Below are 21,816 nucleotides of genomic sequence, written 5' to 3' on the forward strand. Positions count from 1 at the left end.
GATACAATGTAGGCGTGTTAACTAGTAGTTGGAGGGAGAGGTACATATGAAAAAAATGACAACTGTCATGGGAGCAGTATTATTAGCTGGTGGCGTGTTAGCTGCATGCTCTGATGCGGATACGACGAAAACAGAAGAAACTCCTGCGAAGCAAGAAACTGAACAAGAAACAGCAAAAGAAACAAAACAAGAAACAGAACAAGCAGTGGATCAAGCGGCGGCTCCTGAGCAGGAGGTTGAAAAAGAAACGACTGAACCTGCAAAAGAAGAAACGAAAGACGAAACAGCCGTGAAAGAAGTAGAAGCTAAAGGTATTTACAATGGTATGGCTGACCCTCATACGGTTGAAATTAATGTAGATGGGGAAGACCAAGCGTTTCAAGTCAACCCTGATAGTGAAGAAATGAAGAAATTTGAAGCGTTAGAAGAAGGATCTGAAGTGACATTTGTTTATCAAACAAAAGGTGAGCAAATGACCATCACGCAAGTAAAAGCGGTAGCACCTAAGGCACCTAAGCAGGAAGTTGAAAAAGAAACGACTGAACCTGCAGAGGAAGAAACGCAAGGCGAAACAGCCGTGGAAGAAGTAGAGGTTAAAGGCATTTACAACGGCATGGCTGACCTTCATACGGTTGAAATTAATGTAGATGGGGAAGACCAAGCGTTTCAAGTCAACCCTGATGGGGAAGAAATGAAGAAATTTGAAGCATTAGAAGAAGGATCTGAAGTGACGTTTGTTTATCAAACAGAAGGCGAACAAATGACTATCACACAAGTAAAATAATAGAAAAAACGAAGCGAAAGAGAATCTGACTCTTTCGCTTCGCTTTATTTTATGACCGAATTTGCCCGTTTCCTTTTACTAACGATTTAACGGTAGTAATGGCTTTAAGTCCCATAGGTCCTCTAGCATGAAGCTTTTGGGTACTAATTCCAATCTCAGCTCCTAAGCCAAATTGTTCTCCATCTGTAAAACGGGTAGAGGCGTTATGGTAAAGAACAGCCGCATCGATAGCGCGGAAAAACCAATCGACGTTTTCGCTTGTTTCGGAAACAATTGCCTCTGAATGCTTCGTTCCAAATGTATGAATATGGTCTACCGCTTCCTGTACGTCCGCGACCATTTTGACAGCAAGAATAGGAGCTAAATATTCGGTACTCCAGTCTTCATTCGTCGCTTCTTTGACAAAGGAGAATTCGTTGGCTAACAATTGATCGCCTCGAAGTTCAACCCCTTCTTTATGCAACGCGTCTAATATAGCTGCGCGATGAGGCCAACTTCGATGAATCAGCAAAGTTTCCGCTGCGTTACAGACAGATGGCCGCTGTGTTTTCGCATTCACAGCAATGTCGATAGCCATTTGTTTGGCGGCACTTTCATCAATGAAAATATGACAGTTACCAACTCCCGTTTCCAAGACAGGAACCGTTGCTTGACGAATGACTGTTTGAATAAGACCGGCTCCACCACGAGGAATTAACACGTCTAAGTATTCATTTAACTGAAACATTTCAGAAGCGGCTTCTCGACTCGTATCTTCTAATAGTTGAAGAGCGTCTGCAGGAATAGGGGACTGTTGCAGAGCGGCCTTCATCACTTTTACTAGGGCTTGATTAGAATAAGTAGCCGAGGAGCTTCCTCGTAATAGCACAGCATTACCTGCTTTTAAGCATAATGCTGCAGCATCGACGGTTACATTTGGACGAGCCTCGTAGACCATGCCAATCACACCTAGAGGGACACGAATGGTTTCAATTTTTAAACCGTTATCAATTTGCCATTCCTCTGTCACTTCTCCAACTGGATCTTTTAATTGGATCAGTTGGCGGACACCATCAGCGATTTGCTGAATGCGATCTTCTGTCAACTGCAAACGATCTAAAATATTAGGGGAGAAGCCTGCTTTTACTCCATTTTCCATATCTTTTGCGTTTTCCTGTAAAATAAAGTCTGATTGTTCCACAAGGGCCTCAGCTATTTTTTCTAACCCTTGATTCTTTTCATGTTCAGATAGCAGGCTCATTTGAAGGGAGGCTGCTTTTAATAGTTTTGCTTTTTCAATTAACTCACTCATTTTATTGTTCTCCTATTTATTATTTAATGATGTTAGTAGTAACCCAGTTATCGCGGTGAATCACTTCCGCTCGCTCATTAATCGAGTACACCTTTGCTTCTGAGCTGGACAGGCCTTTTATTTTTTCGAGGTCGACTGAAGAATAAAACACTTGCCCTCTGCCGATAATCTCTCGTTGTTTATTCATAACATTGACCACATCCATTGGATAAAATAAACCTTCTACTGAGATCACGCCGGCAGGAAGCAGGCTCTTTCCTTTTGATAGAACGGCCATTTCAGCACCTTCATCCACTATCACATTTCCAGAGGTCTTTGCATGGTGAGCAATCCATTGCTTTTTCATTTGCATATGAGATTTAAAAGGAGAGCCGATATAGGTGCCATTGCCTTTTCCTTCAAGCATGTCTAGCAATTTATCGGCTCCTTCCCCAGTACCAACAAACACAGGAACGCCAAGAGATAGCGCTTTTTCAGCGGCGATCAGCTTTGATTTCATTCCACCAGTACCAATAGATGAACCACTGTCACCCGCATAACCAAGCATTTCTTCAGTTACTTCAGGAATAAAATGAAATCGCTTCGCTTCAGGATTCGTTTTAGGGTTACGATCATACAGTCCGTCAATATCCGTTAGAATGATGAGAGCATCGGCTTGAACAAAGCCGCTCACAAGGGCAGATAGCATGTCATTGTCTCCATAGGTCAGCTCTTCAATAGAAATGCAATCATTTTCGTTAATAATAGGGATTGCGCCTGCGCGTAATAGCTCTGACATCGCTGTATAAAAGTTTTGAAAGCGTCCGCGATTGTAAAAGTCTTCTCGTGTTAAGAGCATTTGTGCGACCGCTAGATGAAAGGGAGCGAACAATGAGATATATTTTTGAATCAATAGACTTTGGCCTACTGCGGCTGATGCTTGTTTGGCAGCGACTGTTTTCGGTCTTGATGTATAGCCTAATGATTGGAATCCCGCAGCCACCGCACCAGAAGAAACGATGATGACTTCATGGCCTTCATGTTTCATTTTGGCGATCGCTTGGACGTGATCCAATACTTTTTCCTCGACAATATTTCCTTGCTCATCCGTTAATGAACTGCTTCCAATTTTCACAACTACTCGGTATTTCTTCACGGTAAATCATCCTTTTTTAGAATTTAAAAAAGCATGCCCCTTCCATCCATAAAAGGACGGAGGGCATGCTGATCCGCGGTACCACCTTTTTTGGCGCAAGTTGCGCCCGCTCGATCCCGTAACGAGGGAGACGGCCTATGTTTCCATAGGCGATATTACAAAGGGCAGGTTCAACTGCTTCCTGTGAGGAGCCTTGCAGCCGGCGGACTCCACTCTCTAGCACATTTCACAAATTTACTAATCCCTTTATCGTTCAATTATTCATAATTATTACAATTATCTATAGTTTTTCCGATTTGTCAAGAGTATATGAGTTAAATATTTTTAAAATCGATGGATTGATTTTTAATTAAGTCTAGAAAATGCTTTAAAATTCTTGCTGTTAATCCCCAAATAATTTGATTTTGATAAATATAAAAATACTCATCCATTTTTCGTGTTTGCCAATTGTAGTTTTCTCCCCCAACAATGAGGTCGAAGGGGAAGTCCGCTTCCGGCTCTACTTTAAAATGAATATGATGCTTTTTTGGAGAGTAGTGAAGTAAGTAATCAAGCGGCACAGTAAATATTTTTTCTACTTCATTAGGGTTCGGATGTAGTTCGTATTCTGATGGTAAAGAACCTACAAATGGATAAATGATTGTGCCAAACGGAGAAATGATAAAATCTAGTGGGAATACTTGTGTAATGCCTAATTGTTGGATGCCCAGTTCTTCAGATGTTTCACGAATGGCCGTATGAAGCTCATTTTTATCAAATTCTTCACTTCTCCCACCTGGAAAACAGACTTCACCTGGCTGTTTTCTCATTTGAAGGGAGCGAACTTGAAACAATATATGAATCTCGTCTTCTTTTTCGATCAATGGAAGGAGAACAGCATATTTTGAGAAGTGCTCACTGCCTAAAATCGTTGGTTTTCGGTCACGGAATTGATTAAGTAGTTGCTCTCTTTTCATATGTTTCCTCTTTTCTTTACCCATTTCTTTAATTATAAAACAATTATAGACATTTGTGAAAAGAAGAGTCTATCAAAATAGAATAAGAGAAGGATCTACCCCCACAAATTCGAACCTATATCTCTAGCTGACAAGTGAATTGTGGGAGTTAGATCATAAGAACATTTACCATAAGGTACTATCAGAATACCCGCACTTTTTGCATACTCGAACAAACGATTTTTTCTCAAAATGATGAGCGCAATTTTGTTGCAGAGAAGATAGTTCTTGCTTTAACTTCATCATTTTTTTTTCTAGTGTAACAATTTCACTTTTTAGTATTTGGGCTTTTTCGATGTTCATTGGTAAATTTCCGCTCCTGATTGGCGAAATTCATCGGCTTTTTCTTTTAGCCCTTTTTCCACTTCCATTTCACGGATAGTGTGTGAGATTTTCATGCTGCAAAACTTCGGTCCACACATCGAGCAAAAGTGGGCCGTCTTCGCACCTTCTGCTGGGAGTGTTTCATCATGGTATTCAAGTGCTCGTTCTGGATCAAGCGAAAGATTAAACTGATCGTGCCAGCGGAATTCAAATCGAGCTTTAGAAAGAGCATCATCACGCAAGGAAGCTCGTGGATGCCCTTTTGCAAGATCAGCTGCATGAGCGGCGATTTTATAGGCAATGACCCCTTCACGCACATCTTCTTTATTCGGAAGCCCTAAATGTTCTTTCGGTGTGACATAACATAGCATTGCTGTTCCATATGAAGCAATCATCGTTGCACCGATGGCAGAGGTAATGTGATCATACCCCGGAGCAATATCAGTTGTTAATGGACCGAGTGTGTAAAAAGGAGCTTCCATACACATCTCCAATTGCTTATCCATGTTTTCTTTAATTTTATGCATAGGCACATGTCCAGGACCTTCAATCATCACTTGTACATCATGTTTCCAAGCAATTTTTGTTAATTCTCCTAACGTTTCAAGTTCTGCAAACTGTGCTTCATCATTGGCATCAGCAATGGAACCAGGTCGTAATCCGTCTCCTAGTGAAAAAGCGACATCATACGTTTTCATAATTTCACAGATTTCTTCAAAATGCGTATATAAAAAGTTTTCTTGATGGTGAGCTAGACACCACTGGGCCATAATCGAGCCTCCGCGGGAAACGATTCCTGTCATTCGTTTCGCTGTCAGTGGAATATACGGAAGTCGGACACCAGCATGAATGGTAAAGTAATCAACACCCTGTTCCGCTTGCTCGATCAACGTGTCGCGGAAAACTTCCCAATTTAAATCTTCCGCCACACCGTTCACTTTTTCCAGCGCTTGATAGATCGGAACTGTACCAACAGGAACGGGACAATTTCGAATGATCCATTCTCTCGTGGTATGAATATTTTTTCCGGTTGAAAGGTCCATCATCGTATCCGCTCCCCAGCGAATCGCCCAAGTCATTTTTTCGACTTCTTCATAAATAGAGGAGGTGACAGCCGAATTCCCAATATTGGCATTAATCTTCACATGAAAGGCACGTCCAATAATCATCGGTTCACTTTCAGGGTGATTAATGTTAGCAGGGATAATTGCTCGACCTTCTGCCACTTCTTTGCGAACAAACTCAGCTTTCATACCTTCTCTTATAGCGATAAACTCCATTTCAGGCGTAATGATTCCTTGGCGAGCATAGTGGAGCTGGGTCACATTATGATCTTTTTTTGCTCGTAGAGGCTTTCTTTTAAGGCCTTGAAATATGAGAGCTTGATCTGAAGGTTTATTTTTGTAGCCATTGTCTTCAGGTCGGATCGTACGACCTACATATTCCTCTGTGTCAATACGCTCATGTATCCATTGATGACGAACGGTTGGAAGTCCCTTTTCAATCTGGATGCTTACTTGGTCATCCGTATAAAATCCGCTTGTATCATACACATGAAGTGGAGCGTTCGGTTCTTCACTAGTTGAAGTGATGGTAGGAGATAATTCAATTTCACGAAAAGGAACCTTCACATCCGCTCTAGAGCCTTTCACATATACTTTTTTGCTTTTTGGAAAACTACGTACTAAATTCAATGTTTCATCTGGTCTTTGTTCTTTCATTGTTTTTCCTCCTTTGTCAATGAAAGGACGAAACCCGATTCTACCGCCGCATGAAAAAAACCGAGCCATATAAAAATACGGACCCGGTTGATGATCAGTTAAATAGCATAAAACGCACGCTAATAAACAGATATAAACTTCCCCACGCTGGTATGAACCAGATCAGGTCCTGAGGGTTAAGAAACTTCTTCGCGTCTCTCTCTCAGCCCAAGCTTACTGGACACCCCTAGTTTGAAAAATATTCAATTTTCTCTTTCACCTTATACTAGATTTTGTAGAAAGTAAAGAAAAAAAGATAACTAGCTGGTATAATGTTTTTAAAAATTTGGAGGTGCTTTTATTGAATCCAATATTAATAGATTTTCCACAAGAAATCTATACGGAGAGATTGCATATTCGAATACCCTTACCAGGTGATGGAGAAGCTTTATATCAGGCAATTCAATCCTCTTTCGATGAGTTAAAACCATGGCTTCCGTTCGTTCATCATGAGCAATCACTTGAAGGGGCAGAGGCGAATGTAAGAGAGGCTTACGCAAAATTTATTACGCGTGAAGATTTAAGATTACATCTTTTTAAGAAAGATACAGGAGAATTTATCGGGTCTTCTGGTTTGCATCGAATGGATTGGAAGGTACGTAAATTTGAAATTGGCTACTGGCTAGACACTAAATTTTCAGGGTATGGGTACATGACGGAGGCTGTAAAAGCGATTATTGACTTTGCTTTTGATCATTTAGAGGCTAATCGAGTAGAAATTAAATGTGATCCTGATAATAAAAGGAGTCGTGCAATTGCAGAAAAATTACATTTTACTCTTGAAGGGATCATAAGAAACGATCAATTATCTGCGGATGGCAGTCAAATTAGAGATACATGTATGTACGCACGGATAGACAAATAAATATAGGACTAGTTGCGTTTTTTGATTCAAAGATGTTACCATCCATTTCTTTCGTTCATCTATAGAAGTTATTGTCGGAAAAGCTCATCATTTGTTGAAAAGTTTTTGCTGAAAAAATACGAATATTTCGACATAGTAGAAAGAGGGAGAGGATGTTTTGTGAACAATAAATCGATGATAAATATAATGAGTGGTAGACATATAGAATGGTTTTGGGAGAACAGCTCGGATCTAATTTTTTCAATGAATGTAGAAGGTGTTATGTTGATGGGAAATCCTGTATTTATTAAAACGACAGGATTAGATCCGAAAAATGAAACTATTTCAATATTCGATCTTTGGGATAGCAAGCCACACACAAAAGTAATGGAACTTATGAAACAAGCCGTAGAAAGCTCTTGTTCTGTTTCGACTACTGCAAGAATTTTTCATCGAACTGGAGCTTTATTTATTTATAAATGGAACATTATTTATGATCCGCAAAATACGTTGTTTTATTTAATGGGTCAAAAGGTGTCGGAAGCAACTGGTTGTTTCGGATGGTGTGATGCCTTTTTGGCTACTACTAATGATCCTGTGTATATATTAAATTCTGAAGGCAAAATTATAAATGTAAATGAGGCGTTTGAAAGGGTTTACGGCTGGACTTTAGACGAATTGATCGGGACAGAACTGCCAACTATTCCTTATCATTTGAGAGGAGAAAGGAGAATATTTTCAGAGGTACTTCAATATGGAAGTATGGTTCGTAACCATAAGTCCATTCGTCAAAAAAAAGATAAATCTCTCATACATGCAGTCGTATCCATTACACCTGTCAATGACATTCACGGAAATGTTGTGGCTGTTGTAGGAGTTAGCAGAAATATTACAGATAAAGTTCAAGCAGCCTTACTATTAGATCGCAAAGTAAAAGAATTAAAAGAACATGAATTGAAATTTCTAGAAATATCTGAAAATATAAATGAAATATTTTGTGTCTTTGATTTGTTGGTGAATCAAGTAGTATATATTAGTCCATCTTATGAAAGAATACTTGGTCATTCTAAAGATGAGTTTTATAAAAATTTTCGTATTATTTATCAACTGGTTCATGAAGAAGATCAAGAAATATTTAAACAATTTCTCAAATCGACCAATACAAATTCAGAAGTAGAATATCGGATTGTTCATGAAGATGGTAGCATAAAGTGGCTTAGGTCAAGAAAAACACCGATAAAGGATCAAAAGTATCTTCATCGGGTCGCGACAGTAACTCAGGACATTTCTAATTTAAAAGAGAAAGAACTATTACTAAACAAACAAGATAAGCTAGGAGCAATTGGTCAATTAGCAGCAGGAATCGCTCATGAAGTGAGAAATCCTTTAACAGCAATCAAAGGGTTTACGCAATTATGGGGACAAGAAACCCACAATAAATACAGTGAGATTATACTATCTGAGCTCGATCGAATTGAGTCCATTATGCAGGAGTTTTTAATGTTAGCTAAACCGAATCAAGAAACAAAATTCGAAGTGCATGATATTAATCAACTAGTAAATGAAACTATCGGTTTTATGCATCCAGAAGCATTACTTCATAAGGTGGAACTGATAACAGACATTACTCAAGAATTGCCACTTGTAAAATTAGAAAAGAAGCAAATAAAACAGGTGATGCTCAACCTTATTAAAAATGCAATCGATTCCATGCCAACTGGAGGCAATTTATTAGTCAAAACAAAAAAATTAGACAACAAATATGTATGTATCGAAGTGATTGATGAGGGGATTGGCATCTCTCAAGACCGTATTCCTCGACTTGGTGAGCCTTTTTACTCTAATAAAGAAAAAGGGACCGGCTTAGGGCTCATGGTCAGTTTTAAAATCATCGGACATCATAAAGGCAAGATTTTATTTGAAAGTGAAGAAGAAAAAGGAACAAAAGTTCAAGTTTGTTTGCCACTTAAGATGGAGTAGGTGAAAGGAAGTAAATATAATGAGCTAATCGGGAGTGCTAGATTTAATAGCAGTCCCGATTTTTTGTTTCGTTTCATTCTCAGATAAAATTTAAAACAATACATTATGTGCAAAATTCAAAATTAGATTTTAAACAATGAGCATTTAAGACACGCAAAGTCCTGTCACAAAGTCAATATGTTTTTTTCTTTTTTTTAAGATAATATTTTTGAAAAATTTTTATTTTTTTGCATTTAACTATTGTGTAAAGATTCTAAAAAATTGTAATATAATAAGTATATATTTATTGATTGGTGAATTTTTCTAAACCAAATATTTATTCAGCAAGGAGTTATGCAAAATGTCAGAAAAAACAATTCAAGTTAATTTAAGTCCCGAAAGAAAGCCAAAACCAGAATCTAATCAATTAGGATTTGGAAAAATATTTACTGACCATATGTTTGTGATGGATTATACAGAAGGGAAGGGGTGGCATGATCCACGTGTTGTTCCGTATCAGCCACTTACATTAGACCCTGCTTCGATGATTTTTCATTATGGGCAAACTGTATTTGAAGGATTAAAAGCTTATTTAACAAATGATAATCGGATTTTATTATTCCGTCCGGAAAGAAATATGCAAAGGTTAAATCGTTCAAACGATCGATTATGTATTCCGAATATTGATGAGGAACTAGCCTTAGAAGCATTAAAAAAATTAATTTTAGTGGATAAAGAATGGATTCCTACAGCAGAAGGTACATCACTTTATATTCGTCCATTCATTATTGCAACGGAACCGTTTCTTGGGGTCCATGCATCAAACAGCTATCAATTCATTATCATTCTTTCACCGGTAGGTTCGTATTATAAAGAAGGGATTCAGCCAGTAAAAATTCTTGTGGAAAGCGACTATGTTCGTGCGGTAGCTGGTGGAACAGGTGAAGCAAAAACTGCAGGCAACTATGCCTCTAGTTTGAAAGCTCAAGAGGTAGCTAGCCAAAAAGAATACTCCCAAGTTTTATGGCTAGACGGATTAGAGAAGAAATATATTGAAGAAGTTGGCAGTATGAATGTGTTCTTTAAAATAGATGGAGAAGTTGTCACACCAGCATTGAATGGCAGCATTCTCGAAGGTGTGACACGCAACTCCGTTATTCACCTGCTGAAGCATTGGGGAGTACCCGTTTCAGAACGCAAAATTTCTATGCAAGAAGTATATGATGCGTATAAAGCTGGGAAATTAGAAGAAGCTTTCGGTACCGGAACAGCTGCCGTCATTTCACCTGTTGGGGAGTTTTTCTGGAAAGATGAGAAACTTGTCATTAATGAAGGCAAAACGGGGGAAATCTCTAAACGACTTTATCAAACAATTACAGGCATTCAAAATGGAACAGAACAAGATCCATTTGATTGGGTAGTGGAAGTCCATCAAGAAGCTGTAGCAAAATAAAGTGAAACTTCAATCAGTGGGGGTTTTCTTCATCCCCCACTGATAAAAGAAGAACAAAGGCTAACGTCGCAACGTCCTGTTGCAACGCCTTTGTAACCTGCATCCTGCAGGCCCGTTAATGCGGGATAAATAAAAGACGTCTAGCTAAATAAGTAGACGTCTTTACAGTAAAAATTAATAATGTATGTTCACTTCAGTACCAATTGGAACAGTTTTTGCGAGTTGTTCTACATCATGATTGTACATTCGAATACAGCCTTTAGAAACGTATTTTCCAATGGAGGCAGGATTATTTGTACCATGAATACCATATGACTTTTTAGATAAACTCATCCACATTGTACCATATGGGCCACCTGGATTTGGTGCTTTATTAATAATCACAAAAGTTCCAACTGGTGTTCGAGTCAGCATTTTCCCTACACCTATTGGATAAACTTTGACGATTCTTCCTCGATACGTCAAAGTCAAGGTTCGAGCAGACAGAGAAACGGAAATTTTATAAGGGATCGTTGCAGGAGAGGGCAGTCTTGGGATAGTAATTTTTTGACCAATGTAAATGCGGTTTTGTTGAATTTCAGGGTTAGCCTCTATCAGTTCCGCCAAGGAGACTCGATAATCTTGAGAGATAGACGTTAGCGTTTCACCTGCCTTTACTATATGGAAAATGATGATCACCACCTTTGTATAGAAGGCCAGTTTTGTTAATAAAGTGTATGTTCATTTCTAATTTATATGTTATTTAGGATTAGAAAAGGAGAACTCTATGTCCGCTGATCAGCCAGGTTTATTAAAAAATCCTTTTGTTCGAGCTATTCTTGCTTCTGCTTTATTTCTCCAGGTAGGTATTTGGATTCGGAATTTTGCGGTGTTGCTTTTTATTATGGAACAAACGAATGGGGATCCATTTGCCGTTTCTATGATTTCTGTAGCGGAATTTGCGCCGATTTTTATTTTTTCTTTTATTGGTGGAACATTTGCTGATCGTTGGCGCCCAAAAAGAACGATGATTTGGTGTGATATATTAAGTGCATTATCGGTATTTGCCGTCTTACTAGCATTGATGGTTAGCACATGGAAACTGGTTTTCCTTGCCACGCTTATTTCATCTATTCTTTCACAGTTTTCCCAGCCTTCTGGCATGAAATTGTTTAAATTGCATTTGTCTGATTCTCTTGTTCAGGCCGCAATGTCTATTTATCAAACAATTTTTGCTGTTTTTATGATCTTAGGTCCAGCACTTGGTACAGTGGTTTATCAAAATCTTGGCCTTTATGCTTCGATTTTCATAACAGGACTAGCCTTTTTATTTTCAGCTTTAATGTTAGCCTTCATTCCAAAGGATCAACTGGCTGATGAGGCCGAAGAGAAAACTACTTTGCTTCAAGAAATGAAAAGTGGTGTTCGGTACGTTTGGGACAGAAAAGTACTAAAGTTATTAGGTATTTGCTTTATGGCAGCAGGCCTTGGGATTGGATTAATTCAGCCGCTAAATATTTTTCTTGTCATTGAACGGCTAGGATTAGAAAAAGAAAATCTACAGTGGTTATTAATGGTTAATGGAAGTGGAATGATTGTCGGTGGTGCTTTGGCGATGAGCTTTTCTCAAAAAGTTTCACCTCAAAAAATGCTGATTATGGGTATGCTTATGAACGCGATGGGCATTAGTGTGATCGGTCTATCTTCCAACCTATGGCTCACATTAGGAGCAGAATTTATTTGTGGATTATTTATGCCATGTATTCAAATTGGGATAAACACAATGATTTTGCAAAATACAGAGGGGAACTTTATTGGCAGAGTAAACGGGATCTTAATGCCGCTTTTTACTGGTTCGATGGTTGTCACGATGAGTATAGCTGGTTCTTTAATGAACATGTTTTCGATTGTTCCATTATACCAAGCAGCGGCTGTTTTATTTATCATTGGTATGATTTTTATCTTACCTTTGTATCATATGAAAAGCCAAGCGAGTTCAAATGCTGTTCAATAGAAATCAAAAAATTAGTGAAAAAAGGGAGGGAAAACTCCCTCTCTTCATTATTTCGTTTTAAATGGTCAGACAGTTTGAGAGAAAGTGCTTACTATGAAACCAAGAAACAACACTAAGGCTTTGTTTTCCTTGTTTTGTCGGTCGGGTCACTTGTTATGACGTTAAATCTTTAAACGAAAGACTCAATGATCCAGTTATGTTCAACTAATCCATCATTTTCTTGTGTTAAAAGGAGTTGAATGAATTCCTCTACAACAGGAGGGAGATAGCGATTTTTAACCGTCAGTAAATAAATTGTTCGAAAGATCGCTTCATCTTGAATGGATTTATAAATAATATCATCACTTCGATAGCTTTTAATAGAATTGATTGGCAGTAACGCAATTCCAACGTTATATTCAATTAAACGACAGGCCATTTCAAACCGTTCGATTTCAAATTGAATTTTTAAGGACAAGTTGTGACGCTGAAACATTTGAATTAAATTCTCTCTTGTTTGCAAACCATGTGTACTGACAATAAAGGCTTCTGTCGCAAGATCTTCTAAGTAAAGGTGTTGGTAATTAGCTAATGGATGATTTTTATGCATTGCTACAACAAGAGGCTCGGAATAAAGTTCTTGAACATGAATTAAATCAGATTTAATTTTATGGTTGGAAATAACAAAATGAATATCCAACCGATTTAAGGCTTGAATAATGCTGTCTGGAGAGAGCATTTCTTTTAATTCTACTTTTAGTTTAGGATGTTGTTTCGTATAGTCAGCGACCATTTTAGGAAGCCAGTTTCGAACGGATTCAATTAAACCAATCGATAATTTTCCTTCCCCCATTTGTTGAATTTCCTCAATCTCCATTTCTACATTATGCACGTGTTGGAGGATTTCTCGTGCCCGATTGTAAAAACGCTTTCCAGGTTCGGTTAATTCAATCCCCTTTGCTGTTCGTTCAAATAACGAAAATTTTAATTCTTCTTCTAATTTTTTTATGGAATGACTGAGAGAAGGCTGGGAAATATGCAGAAGAATAGCAGCTTTTGAAATGCTTTGTTCTTGGGCTGTTACGACAAAATATTGCAATTTACGAAAATCCATAAGACGCTCCTTTTTACTAGGTATAGAAAAAAACTATATCAGTATTGAAATGTAGTATTAGAATATATATACTGTCTTTTGTATACTATACTATAGCAAACGCTTACAGCAAGAATAACTAAGGAGTGTGTATATGGAATTTAACCAAGTAACAAGTTTGTTTTTGGCTATATTAGTATTTATGATAGGCTCTTTCCTAATTAAAAAAATCCCATTATTCGATAGATTTTGCATACCGGCCCCAGTTGTCGGAGGTTTATTCTTTGCAATCATCGTAACAATCTTAAACCAACTTAACATCGTGGAGATTACGATTGATACATCATTGCAAAGTCTGTTTATGCTAGCTTTCTTCACTACGGTTGGTTTAGGAGCGAGTACAACCTTACTTAAAATTGGTGGGAAATTACTACTGATTTATTGGGGCATGTGTACAATTCTAGTTTTCATGCAAAATGTCATTGGAATTTCGTTATCTAAATTAATGGATATCAATCCGTTAATCGGTATTTTATGCGGTCCGGTTTCTATGTCAGGTGGGCATGGAGGAGCGGCTGCTTACGGTGGCACGATGGAAGAACTTGGATTTGCAACAGCGACAACGATCGGAGTTGCTGCGGCTACATTAGGTCTTGTCTGTGGTGGTCTAGTTGGTGGACCAACAGCGGGATACTTAATGAAGAAGTACAATTTGAAATCAGATACCGACAAAGTAGAAAAAATGGAAGAGCCGAAAAAGGAACATTTAGTGCGATTAAGTGATGAAAAAACATGGATGCGTCAAATGTTTCTAGTCACGTTCTGTATGGCTCTTGGTTCCTATTTAAGTGAATTATTTGCCAGCGCAACAGGTTTAACATTGCCTACTTATGTTGGAGGTATGCTTGTAGCTGTTATTGCTCGTTTTATCATTGATAAGGTGAACGAAGATTTCATCAATATGCCAACTGTGCAAATCATCGGCGATATTTCTTTAAATATCTTCTTGGCAATGGCATTAATGAGCATTAAACTTTGGGAAATTGCAGACCTTGCGTTACCAATGTTATTAATTATTGCAGCACAAGTTATCTTTATTACGCTTTTCACTGTGTTTATTGTTTTCCGTGTACTAGGGAAAAATTACGATGCAGCTGTTATGGTCAGTGGAATGCTCGGACACGGTCTTGGAGCCACTCCGAATGCGATGGCGAATATGTCTGCTGTTACATCAAAATTTGGTCCGTCAAGAAACGCCTTTTTGATCGTGCCAATCGCCGGCTCCTTCTTAGTTGATATCGTAGCGATGCCGATTATTTTAACAAGTATAGAATTATTTAAGTAATGAGAAACCTGCAGATCATTCTGCGGGTTTTTGTTATTTTGAAAAATTTTCATCCTTGTTTTTGAGTGTTGAAAGTAGAGCTGGAAGAAACGAAAAACATTCATTTAACCTTATTATGGATATTGATGTAGAAGCTTATTTTAATGAATAAAACCGGTGAACGATTAATCGCACTGTTCTAATAGAAAAAATTATGATATATTAGAATAATGCAAGTCCACTAGGGGTGTCGATTGACTGAGAGAGGGATATTCCTCAACTCTTTGAACCTGAACTGGGTCATACCAGCGTAGGGAAGTACGGACAAGTGCCATCATTTGATGTGATTTTCTCACTTAAATGTTGGTTCTTACACCCCCCTTGGATTAAAAGAAAGGGGATTTTTTTATGGACAGAAACAAGCTAGTGACGATGATTGAAATAGCCGTCATGGCTGGTTTAGCACAAATTTTAAGTGTTTTTGAATTTGGTGCATTATGGGCATATGGAGGTTCTATCTCCCTCGTAATGGTTCCGATCTTTTTAATGGCCTATCGTCGCGGCTTAAAAGCAGGTATTTTGACGGGGCTGATTGTTGGGATATTAGATTTAGTGATGGGGGCTACCGTGGTTCACCCCGTACAATTGGTGTTAGATTACCCATTAGCTTATGCCGTTCTTGGTTTAGCAGGAGTGATGGCAACCAAATCAGAAATAAATTTACGTCGGATTATGAGTGGATTGCTACTTGGTACATCCCTTCGATTAGCTTGTCATTTTGCTTCAGGCGTTATTTGGTTTGGAGAATATGCTCCAGATGGATGGCCAGTTGCTTGGTATTCATTCCTATACAATATATCTTATTTAATTCCAGAGATGCTTATTACAGCAGTTGTTCTTGTGTTTCTTCATAAAACGTCACCAAGCTTTTTTAAACATTCAGCTTCTTCCATTCAAGGTGTAACAAGTGTAAAGATGTAATGATCAAAGACCTAGATGACAAATTGTTATTTAGGTCTTTGTTGTTTGTGGTTCCTTTGAACGAAGTGAATTTTCAATCAGTGGGGGCTTATAGCCGGTTAATACGAGATAAAAATGATATAATGAGAGACTACATAACAGAGTAAGGAGACGAACAAGATTTGATGAAACTAGTTTCTTGGAATGTAAATGGCTTGCGAGCTTGTGTAAAAAAAGGATTTCTAGATTATTTTCATGAAGTAGATGCGGATATTTTCTGTTTACAGGAAACGAAATTACAGGCGGGGCAAATTGATTTGGAGTTGGAAGGGTATGAGCAATATTGGAATTATGCAGAGAAGAAAGGATACTCTGGAACAGCCGTATTTACGAAACAGCGGCCTTTATCAGTTTCGTATGGGGTCGGAGATAATGAAGACGAAGTGGAAGGAAGAATTATTACTTTAGAATTTGATCAATTTTATCTTGTGAATATCTATACGCCTAATGCGAAACGTGATCTTTCACGATTGGCCGAAAGATTAGAGTGGGAAGATGAGATGCGCGTTTACTTAAAAGAGTTAGATCAGGTAAAGCCGGTGATCTTATGCGGGGACTTAAATGTTGCTCACCAAGAGATTGATTTAAAAAACTATAAAACGAATCGAGGAAATTCTGGTTTTACAGACGAAGAACGAGAGAAGATGACGAAGCTGCTCACAGCTGGTTTTGTCGATAGTTTTCGATATTTCTATCCAGAAACAACAGATTCCTATACGTGGTGGTCTTATATGAATAAGGTGAGAGAGAGAAATATCGGTTGGCGGATTGATTACTTTATTGTATCTGAGCGACTCACTTCGAGATTACATAAGGCGTCCATTCATTCTCATATCCTCGGAAGCGATCATTGCCCAGTAATATTGGAGCTACGGTGAAACAATCCCCTTTTTTGAGAAGGGGATTATTTCATTGGGAATACTAACTTAGCCGCAAGCTCCGGATGATCGATAAAAGGGTTGCGGTTTCCTTGAATGCGATAAATGGCTCGATTTCGATGCTTTTCATAAATACTAACTGGAAATTGTTCATGCCAACTGATTAATAGGGATAGATTAATTTGTTTTAAAAATGATTTTCGAATCGTATGTGGATAACGCAGCAAAAAGTAAAGCATCGCTCGAGCAACGGTTCCTTTTCCATTTTCAGGTTCAAATCCACCGTTTGTAGCTACTCCACAGCGGTTTTGAATTCTTTCCTGTGGTGATTCCGGTTCGTAAAAAGAAAAATCGAAATAAGGAAAGTTGGAGCGGGCTGTATTACATTCGGGCTGACAGACAAATAAATGATGCAGATCCCCTTTCATTGGTTCCTTGCCTCTAAACCACGACTGGGGAACGATATGCTCCGTATTAAACTTTAACTCAGAATCAATGTTTTTTATTTTGGTGTCGATCCCAAGACCGAATTTTTTGGAACAATTGAGTAAGATTTGAAATTCTACAAATCTTTTTTTAATAGTTTCATAGTCTTCTTCTAACATCGTTTGCGGGTCCTTATTTTCACCGGAGTAAATACTTTTGACGGCTCCATCTGGCTGTAAGTCAACCCATGTATATAAATAGTGATCCTTACTTAAAAAATAGGGAACACGCCATTTATGTGTGCGTGTCACTAATTCATGATATTGATTAAAAAGGGATTTACCGTCATTTGAGCGGAGACTAACAGAGCGATAATAGTGGCGAATATCCCGTTCGTCTATTTTTTCAGGGTAATAAAGATCCCCATCCTTTTTGATTTTTCCTTTATTCTCTTTTAATTTAGTTAGTGGTATATGAACGTCCTTCTGGTACCATTCTTGCAGTTCGCTAAAGCTTTCTCGTAACGTTGGGTGATTATCCATGTGATCGCCTCAATTATATAGATTACCTTTTATCCTACCATAATGTGATCTTTCTATCATGAAAAACGACTTAACCGTAAGACACCCGCATTGGACATCGCCCTCTAGATTTTTTACACTAAATAGAAACGTAATTATTCTTCGATGATTCATATGTAAAGGAGGTTTCTGTTGCATGCTGAATGAACAGTTGCAGGAGTGGCTGACAAGTCAGCGACCTACTCGCACTTTATTGCTTGAAAGTATAACGCAATTAAGAAGAACAATGTTGGAAAAAGAAGATCTTACTCTTGCAAAAAAATGCTCAGATTTAATTGAAAAGCTTGAGAATATGGAGTATGTAATTGCCTTTTGCGGCCATTTCTCTGCTGGTAAATCTTCGATGATTAATGAACTCATGGGCGAAAATCTATTGCCTTCTAATCCCATCCCAACGAGTGCGAACGTCGTTAAGGTGAAAGCGGGGGAACCATATGCCAAAGTGAGCTTTAAAGAGCAGGGGATGAAACAGTTTCCGTTTCCCTATGATATCAAGATGATTCAAGCTTATTGTGTCAATGGAGATGTGGTAGATGAAGTGGAGATCTCTCATCCTGTCGAGCACTTGCCGAAAGGAGTGTCTATTTTAGATACGCCCGGTATTGATTCTACAGATGATGCGCACCGTGTCAGTGCAGAGTCTAAGCTTCATATAGCGGACATGGTATTTTATATGATGGACTATAATCATGTGCAGTCGCCTGTGAATTTTGAGTTTTGTCAGCGCTTGGCGGATATGGGGAAGGAATGTTATTTGATTATTAATCAAATTGATAAGCATCTGGCCTTTGAGTTATCTTTTGATGAATTTGTGCACAGAATTCGTTCTTCCTTTGATGAACATTCCATCCCTTATAAAGAGATTTACTTTGCTTCTTTGAAAGAGGAGGATCATCCACATAATCAAGTACATAAATTGAAGGTGTTATTAAGTGAAAAATTGACTATGCGCAAACAGATCATCATTGAACATGTCATGATGGAAGCTTTATTCATAGCTTTGGAATTTTACCATCATCAAACAGAGAAAGACAAAGAGAAAAAAGAATCATTGGAACAATTATTGGCGAATGTTCGGTCCATAACGGAGTTAGAAGAGGATTTAATCGATGTTTTGCGTCAAGAGGAAACGATGAAGCACCGTGGACAAAAGTATCTTCAGCTATTTGATCAAGAACTAGACACGATCTTTAACAATGCGAAACTGATGGATTATTATACACGAATCTTAGTAAGAGAATTCTTAGAATCGCGAGAGCTTACTTTTCGCGTGAAAGGTCTTTTTTCTAAAAAGAAAACGCAAAAAGAACGGACGGAGCGGTTGAATCGTTTTTACAAAGCGATCAATGAAAATCGGTTAGCCTACATTGATATCCCTCTGAAAAAAGCGATACCAGCTTTTTTGTCTGATTTTGGTTTATTAAATGAGGAACTGCAAGAGAAGATTCGTCAATTACAAGTGGAATTTCCTCCATCATTTTTAGAAGAAAAAGTAAAACGAGGGGCTGTTTTAAGTGGAGATTACGTATTGACCTATGCCAAAGATGTGACGCGGGAACTGCAGCTACTATATCATCGTTCACTAATGCCGCTGATTGAACCATTAGAGAGACAAGCACATATCAATGCCAAAAAGAAAAAAGAGCAGTTGAAACAAGAAAGAGAGGAATTAGAACAGAAAAAGCAGGCGTGGGAAGAATGGGTCCAGTTAAATGAACAGCATGAAGCATTGTATCAGGACTTACTAGATTTGCTTGAAATGCAAGGGGAGGAAACGTTCACGGAAGATGCTTTTATTGCGTTTGATGGCCCACGCCTTCATAAGCGCAAAAAATCGAGAAAGATCGTCTCGATTGGCGAGGTATCTCGTGAATGGCATAAGCAAGCAGACGAACAGTTATTTGTCCCTGTTCCTTTAGATGAAGATATTCGGAAATTACATCGCCAAACAGAGGCATTAGCGACTATCAATGGGATGGAAACCGTGGTCGATCATCTGCGATTGAGACTCAAGCGTTTAGAGACGAACCAGTACACGGTGGCTTTATTTGGGGCATTTAGTGCCGGGAAATCATCGTTTGCCAATGCCTTGCTTGGCGAACAGGTCCTTCCTGTTTCCCCGAACCCAACAACGGCTGCTATCAATGAAGTGCGCGCTCCTAATCAGGCGTATTCACATGGTACAGTGATCATTCAGTTTAAAACAGAAGAACAGCTATTGAAAGATATGAATCAAGCACTTGAACTGAGTGAGCAAACGATCGAACATTTTGATGACCTACATACGCTCTTTGAAAAGCATGATCGAATGATGCAAGAGTGGAAAGAGCAAAAGGAAGATGAAACTAGTACAAACAAACAGGGGAAAGAGAATGAAGTGATTCTTCCGCCATTGATTCATTTACCGAACGAGCAATTTACCTTTTTACGATCTGCGCTAAAGGGTTATCCATTGATGAGTAAGCGTTTAGGCCAAAAAGAAATTCAGACGATTGAATCGTACGGAGACTATGTGAGTGTAGAAGAAAAAGCTTGCTTTGTGGAAAAAATCAAGATGTATTATTCCTCACCTTTTACCGAGCAAGGAATGGTTCTTGTGGATACACCAGGAGCTGGGTCCATGAATGCTCGCCATACAGAAATGGCTTTTAATTATATGGCTGAGGCGGATTCAGTCGTCTTTGTGACGTATTATAATCATGCCTTTTCGCGTACAGATCAAGAATTTCTGATTCAATTAGGGCGAGTGAAGGATTATTTTGAACACGACAAAATGTTTTTTGTAGTCAATGCCGCGGACTTAGCAGAATCAAAACAAGACTTATTGGATGTGCTTCATCATGTAGAAAAGAATTTATTAACATGCGGCATTCATAAAGCGCGCATTTACCCACTATCTAGCCATCTGTCACTTTATGCTAAAAAAGCAGCATCCAGTTGTTTAAGTGGGGAAGAAGAAGCCCGATATAGAAAGGTGCTACAGATTGGAGCAGATGACAAGCTTTTAAATCCACAACAAGTTTTAGAACTCTCTGGAATGAGCTTGTTTGACGAGCAGTTCATTCCTTTTACAAAGCAACAATTAGCTTTATCTACTCTCCGGCATGCTCAGTTTGATATGAAGCAAGCGATCCTGGAATTGAAGCGCTGGATTCAGCTATCTCAAGATGAAGAGGCAGTGAAAGAGAAGACTCGCCAACAGCTGGCGTATCAGTTAAACGAAGCGAGAACGTACTTACAACAGCGCTTATTAACGCTAGAAAATCAAGCGATGCAGCAAGAAATCGAAGAACTATTATTTTATGCGAAACAACGTATTTTCTACCGGTATAATGATGCATTCAAAGTCATTTTCAGTCCAGCGGCTTTTGATCAATTTGACGATATCGCGATCGCCCTTCATCGATTTACGAATGAAATCATTCGATTTGTCGCCAACGATGTCACACAAGACATGCGAGCTACCACTATACGTCTTCAAGCATTTATGCAAAAGAGTATAAAGGAATTGCAAAAAAATCTTGAAACGGAGTTAAAAGAAAGGATGGAGTCCATCTCTATTAGGTATGTGGAGTCACCCAAAATCGAGTGGCCTTCTTTTAAAACAGGATTACAGCACATACAAGCCTCCTCTTTCCAGTCTCTTTTAAAGACATTCGACTCTCCAACCGTCTTCTTTGCCGAAGGAGGGAATAAAGTGGTGCGAGATGAAGTCGAAAAAGCCTTGCTTCATCCGGTTTATGATTATATCGACTTGGCAGGTGAGCAAATAAAAGAAACGTTTATTCCCATCTATCAGCAAGTAGCAGAAGAGGTTCGAGAAGAGGTGACTAAGCAAGTAGAACAGCAAATAGCCGGTCGGCTCGTGGTTTTGTCGACAAAAGTAAATATGGATCATATTAAAAAGTTCGTTCAAAGAATGGAAAATTCGTAATTTGTTGAGGTAAAGTAAAAAGAAAATTAAAAATTATAAGATA

16 protein-coding genes and 2 riboswitches are annotated in these 21,816 nt (G+C 38.5%); of the genes, 9 read left to right on the plus strand and 7 right to left on the minus strand.

The window, feature by feature from the left end; genetic code table 11:
• The first annotated feature begins 46 nt into the window (after positions 1–46).
• Positions 47–784, plus strand: coding sequence for a hypothetical protein (locus WDJ61_RS08265; RefSeq protein ID WP_338754382.1), 738 nt, complete (start codon positions 47–49; stop codon positions 782–784).
• Positions 785–833: 49 nt separating this feature from the next.
• Here WDJ61_RS08265 and WDJ61_RS08270 read toward each other — a convergent pair whose 3' ends face one another.
• The 4 genes from WDJ61_RS08270 to thiC form a co-directional block, all read right to left on the minus strand.
• Positions 834–2,075: a glutamate-5-semialdehyde dehydrogenase gene (locus WDJ61_RS08270; protein WP_338754383.1), complete on the minus strand. Its 1,242-nt coding sequence runs from the start codon at positions 2,073–2,075 to the stop codon at positions 834–836.
• Positions 2,076–2,094: 19 nt separating this feature from the next.
• Complete coding sequence (gene proB / locus WDJ61_RS08275) at positions 2,095–3,210, minus strand: glutamate 5-kinase (protein WP_338754384.1); 1,116 nt, start codon at positions 3,208–3,210, stop codon at positions 2,095–2,097.
• A gap of 314 nt (positions 3,211–3,524) precedes the next feature.
• Positions 3,525–4,166 (minus strand): CoA pyrophosphatase, encoded by a 642-nt coding sequence (locus WDJ61_RS08280; protein WP_338754385.1) that lies wholly within the window; start codon positions 4,164–4,166, stop codon positions 3,525–3,527.
• 338 nt (positions 4,167–4,504) lie between these two features.
• A complete protein-coding gene (gene thiC / locus WDJ61_RS08285) occupies positions 4,505–6,250 on the minus strand; it encodes a phosphomethylpyrimidine synthase ThiC (protein ID WP_338754386.1) in 1,746 nt (581 codons plus the stop codon).
• A 122-nt stretch (positions 6,251–6,372) separates the two neighbouring features.
• Positions 6,373–6,488: riboswitch (TPP riboswitch) on the minus strand.
• A gap of 93 nt (positions 6,489–6,581) precedes the next feature.
• On the opposite strand from thiC, the gene WDJ61_RS08290 reads away from it, so the two are divergent.
• The 3 genes from WDJ61_RS08290 (at position 6,582) to WDJ61_RS08300 (ending at position 10,545) form a co-directional block, all read left to right on the plus strand.
• Positions 6,582–7,154 (plus strand): GNAT family N-acetyltransferase, encoded by a 573-nt coding sequence (locus tag WDJ61_RS08290; protein WP_338754744.1) that lies wholly within the window; start codon positions 6,582–6,584, stop codon positions 7,152–7,154.
• A gap of 267 nt (positions 7,155–7,421) precedes the next feature.
• Entirely contained in the window at positions 7,422–9,113 is a 1,692-nt protein-coding gene (locus WDJ61_RS08295) for a PAS domain S-box protein (RefSeq protein ID WP_338754387.1), read from the plus strand.
• A gap of 340 nt (positions 9,114–9,453) precedes the next feature.
• A complete protein-coding gene (locus WDJ61_RS08300; protein WP_338754389.1) occupies positions 9,454–10,545 on the plus strand; it encodes a branched-chain amino acid aminotransferase in 1,092 nt (363 codons plus the stop codon).
• A gap of 174 nt (positions 10,546–10,719) precedes the next feature.
• On the opposite strand, the gene WDJ61_RS08305 is transcribed toward WDJ61_RS08300, so the two are convergent.
• Entirely contained in the window at positions 10,720–11,214 is a 495-nt protein-coding gene (locus WDJ61_RS08305; protein WP_338754745.1) for a L,D-transpeptidase family protein, read from the minus strand.
• A gap of 97 nt (positions 11,215–11,311) precedes the next feature.
• On the opposite strand from WDJ61_RS08305, the gene WDJ61_RS08310 reads away from it, so the two are divergent.
• Positions 11,312–12,538, plus strand: coding sequence for an MFS transporter (locus WDJ61_RS08310; protein WP_338754391.1), 1,227 nt, complete (start codon positions 11,312–11,314; stop codon positions 12,536–12,538).
• Positions 12,539–12,707: 169 nt separating this feature from the next.
• On the opposite strand, the gene WDJ61_RS08315 is transcribed toward WDJ61_RS08310, so the two are convergent.
• On the minus strand, positions 12,708–13,631 hold the full coding sequence (locus WDJ61_RS08315; protein ID WP_338754392.1) for a LysR family transcriptional regulator: 924 nt from the start codon (positions 13,629–13,631) through the stop codon (positions 12,708–12,710).
• 127 nt (positions 13,632–13,758) lie between these two features.
• Here WDJ61_RS08315 and gltS point away from each other — a divergent pair, with 127 nt between their 5' ends.
• The 3 genes from gltS (at position 13,759) to WDJ61_RS08330 (ending at position 16,832) form a co-directional block, all read left to right on the plus strand.
• A complete protein-coding gene (gene gltS / locus WDJ61_RS08320) occupies positions 13,759–14,955 on the plus strand; it encodes a sodium/glutamate symporter (protein ID WP_338754393.1) in 1,197 nt (398 codons plus the stop codon).
• A 212-nt stretch (positions 14,956–15,167) separates the two neighbouring features.
• Positions 15,168–15,268, plus strand: a riboswitch (TPP riboswitch).
• A gap of 74 nt (positions 15,269–15,342) precedes the next feature.
• The gene (gene thiT, locus WDJ61_RS08325) at positions 15,343–15,915 is read left to right on the plus strand and encodes an energy-coupled thiamine transporter ThiT (protein ID WP_338754394.1); all 573 of its coding nucleotides are present in this window, start codon (positions 15,343–15,345) and stop codon (positions 15,913–15,915) included.
• 164 nt (positions 15,916–16,079) lie between these two features.
• Positions 16,080–16,832 (plus strand): exodeoxyribonuclease III, encoded by a 753-nt coding sequence (locus WDJ61_RS08330; protein WP_338754746.1) that lies wholly within the window; start codon positions 16,080–16,082, stop codon positions 16,830–16,832.
• Between the two features lie 26 nt (positions 16,833–16,858).
• Here WDJ61_RS08330 and WDJ61_RS08335 read toward each other — a convergent pair whose 3' ends face one another.
• On the minus strand, positions 16,859–17,800 hold the full coding sequence (locus tag WDJ61_RS08335) for an endonuclease I family protein (RefSeq protein WP_338754396.1): 942 nt from the start codon (positions 17,798–17,800) through the stop codon (positions 16,859–16,861).
• A 175-nt stretch (positions 17,801–17,975) separates the two neighbouring features.
• Here WDJ61_RS08335 and WDJ61_RS08340 point away from each other — a divergent pair, with 175 nt between their 5' ends.
• Positions 17,976–21,773, plus strand: coding sequence for a dynamin family protein (locus WDJ61_RS08340; protein ID WP_338754397.1), 3,798 nt, complete (start codon positions 17,976–17,978; stop codon positions 21,771–21,773).
• The last annotated feature ends 43 nt before the right edge of the window (positions 21,774–21,816 follow it).

It is taken from the genome of Bacillus sp. FJAT-52991 (assembly GCF_037201805.1).
GTDB classification, from domain to species: domain Bacteria; phylum Bacillota; class Bacilli; order Bacillales; family Domibacillaceae; genus Bacillus_CE; species Bacillus_CE kandeliae.

What these genes read in the sequence shown, in the direction of transcription:
- WDJ61_RS08265 (WP_338754382.1), top strand. Translation starts at nt 47, where the DNA reads ATGAAAAAAATGACAACTGTCATGGGAGCAGTATTATTAGCTGGTGGC.
- WDJ61_RS08270 (WP_338754383.1), bottom strand. Translation starts at nt 2,075, where the DNA reads ATGAGTGAGTTAATTGAAAAAGCAAAACTATTAAAAGCAGCCTCCCTT.
- WDJ61_RS08280 (WP_338754385.1), bottom strand. Translation starts at nt 4,166, where the DNA reads ATGAAAAGAGAGCAACTACTTAATCAATTCCGTGACCGAAAACCAACG.
- thiC (WP_338754386.1), bottom strand. Translation starts at nt 6,250, where the DNA reads ATGAAAGAACAAAGACCAGATGAAACATTGAATTTAGTACGTAGTTTT.
- WDJ61_RS08295 (WP_338754387.1), top strand. Translation starts at nt 7,422, where the DNA reads ATGGGAAATCCTGTATTTATTAAAACGACAGGATTAGATCCGAAAAAT.
- WDJ61_RS08300 (WP_338754389.1), top strand. Translation starts at nt 9,454, where the DNA reads ATGTCAGAAAAAACAATTCAAGTTAATTTAAGTCCCGAAAGAAAGCCA.
- WDJ61_RS08310 (WP_338754391.1), top strand. Translation starts at nt 11,312, where the DNA reads ATGTCCGCTGATCAGCCAGGTTTATTAAAAAATCCTTTTGTTCGAGCT.
- WDJ61_RS08315 (WP_338754392.1), bottom strand. Translation starts at nt 13,631, where the DNA reads ATGGATTTTCGTAAATTGCAATATTTTGTCGTAACAGCCCAAGAACAA.
- thiT (WP_338754394.1), top strand. Translation starts at nt 15,343, where the DNA reads ATGGACAGAAACAAGCTAGTGACGATGATTGAAATAGCCGTCATGGCT.
- WDJ61_RS08330 (WP_338754746.1), top strand. Translation starts at nt 16,080, where the DNA reads ATGAAACTAGTTTCTTGGAATGTAAATGGCTTGCGAGCTTGTGTAAAA.
- WDJ61_RS08335 (WP_338754396.1), bottom strand. Translation starts at nt 17,800, where the DNA reads ATGGATAATCACCCAACGTTACGAGAAAGCTTTAGCGAACTGCAAGAA.
- WDJ61_RS08340 (WP_338754397.1), top strand. Translation starts at nt 17,976, where the DNA reads ATGCTGAATGAACAGTTGCAGGAGTGGCTGACAAGTCAGCGACCTACT.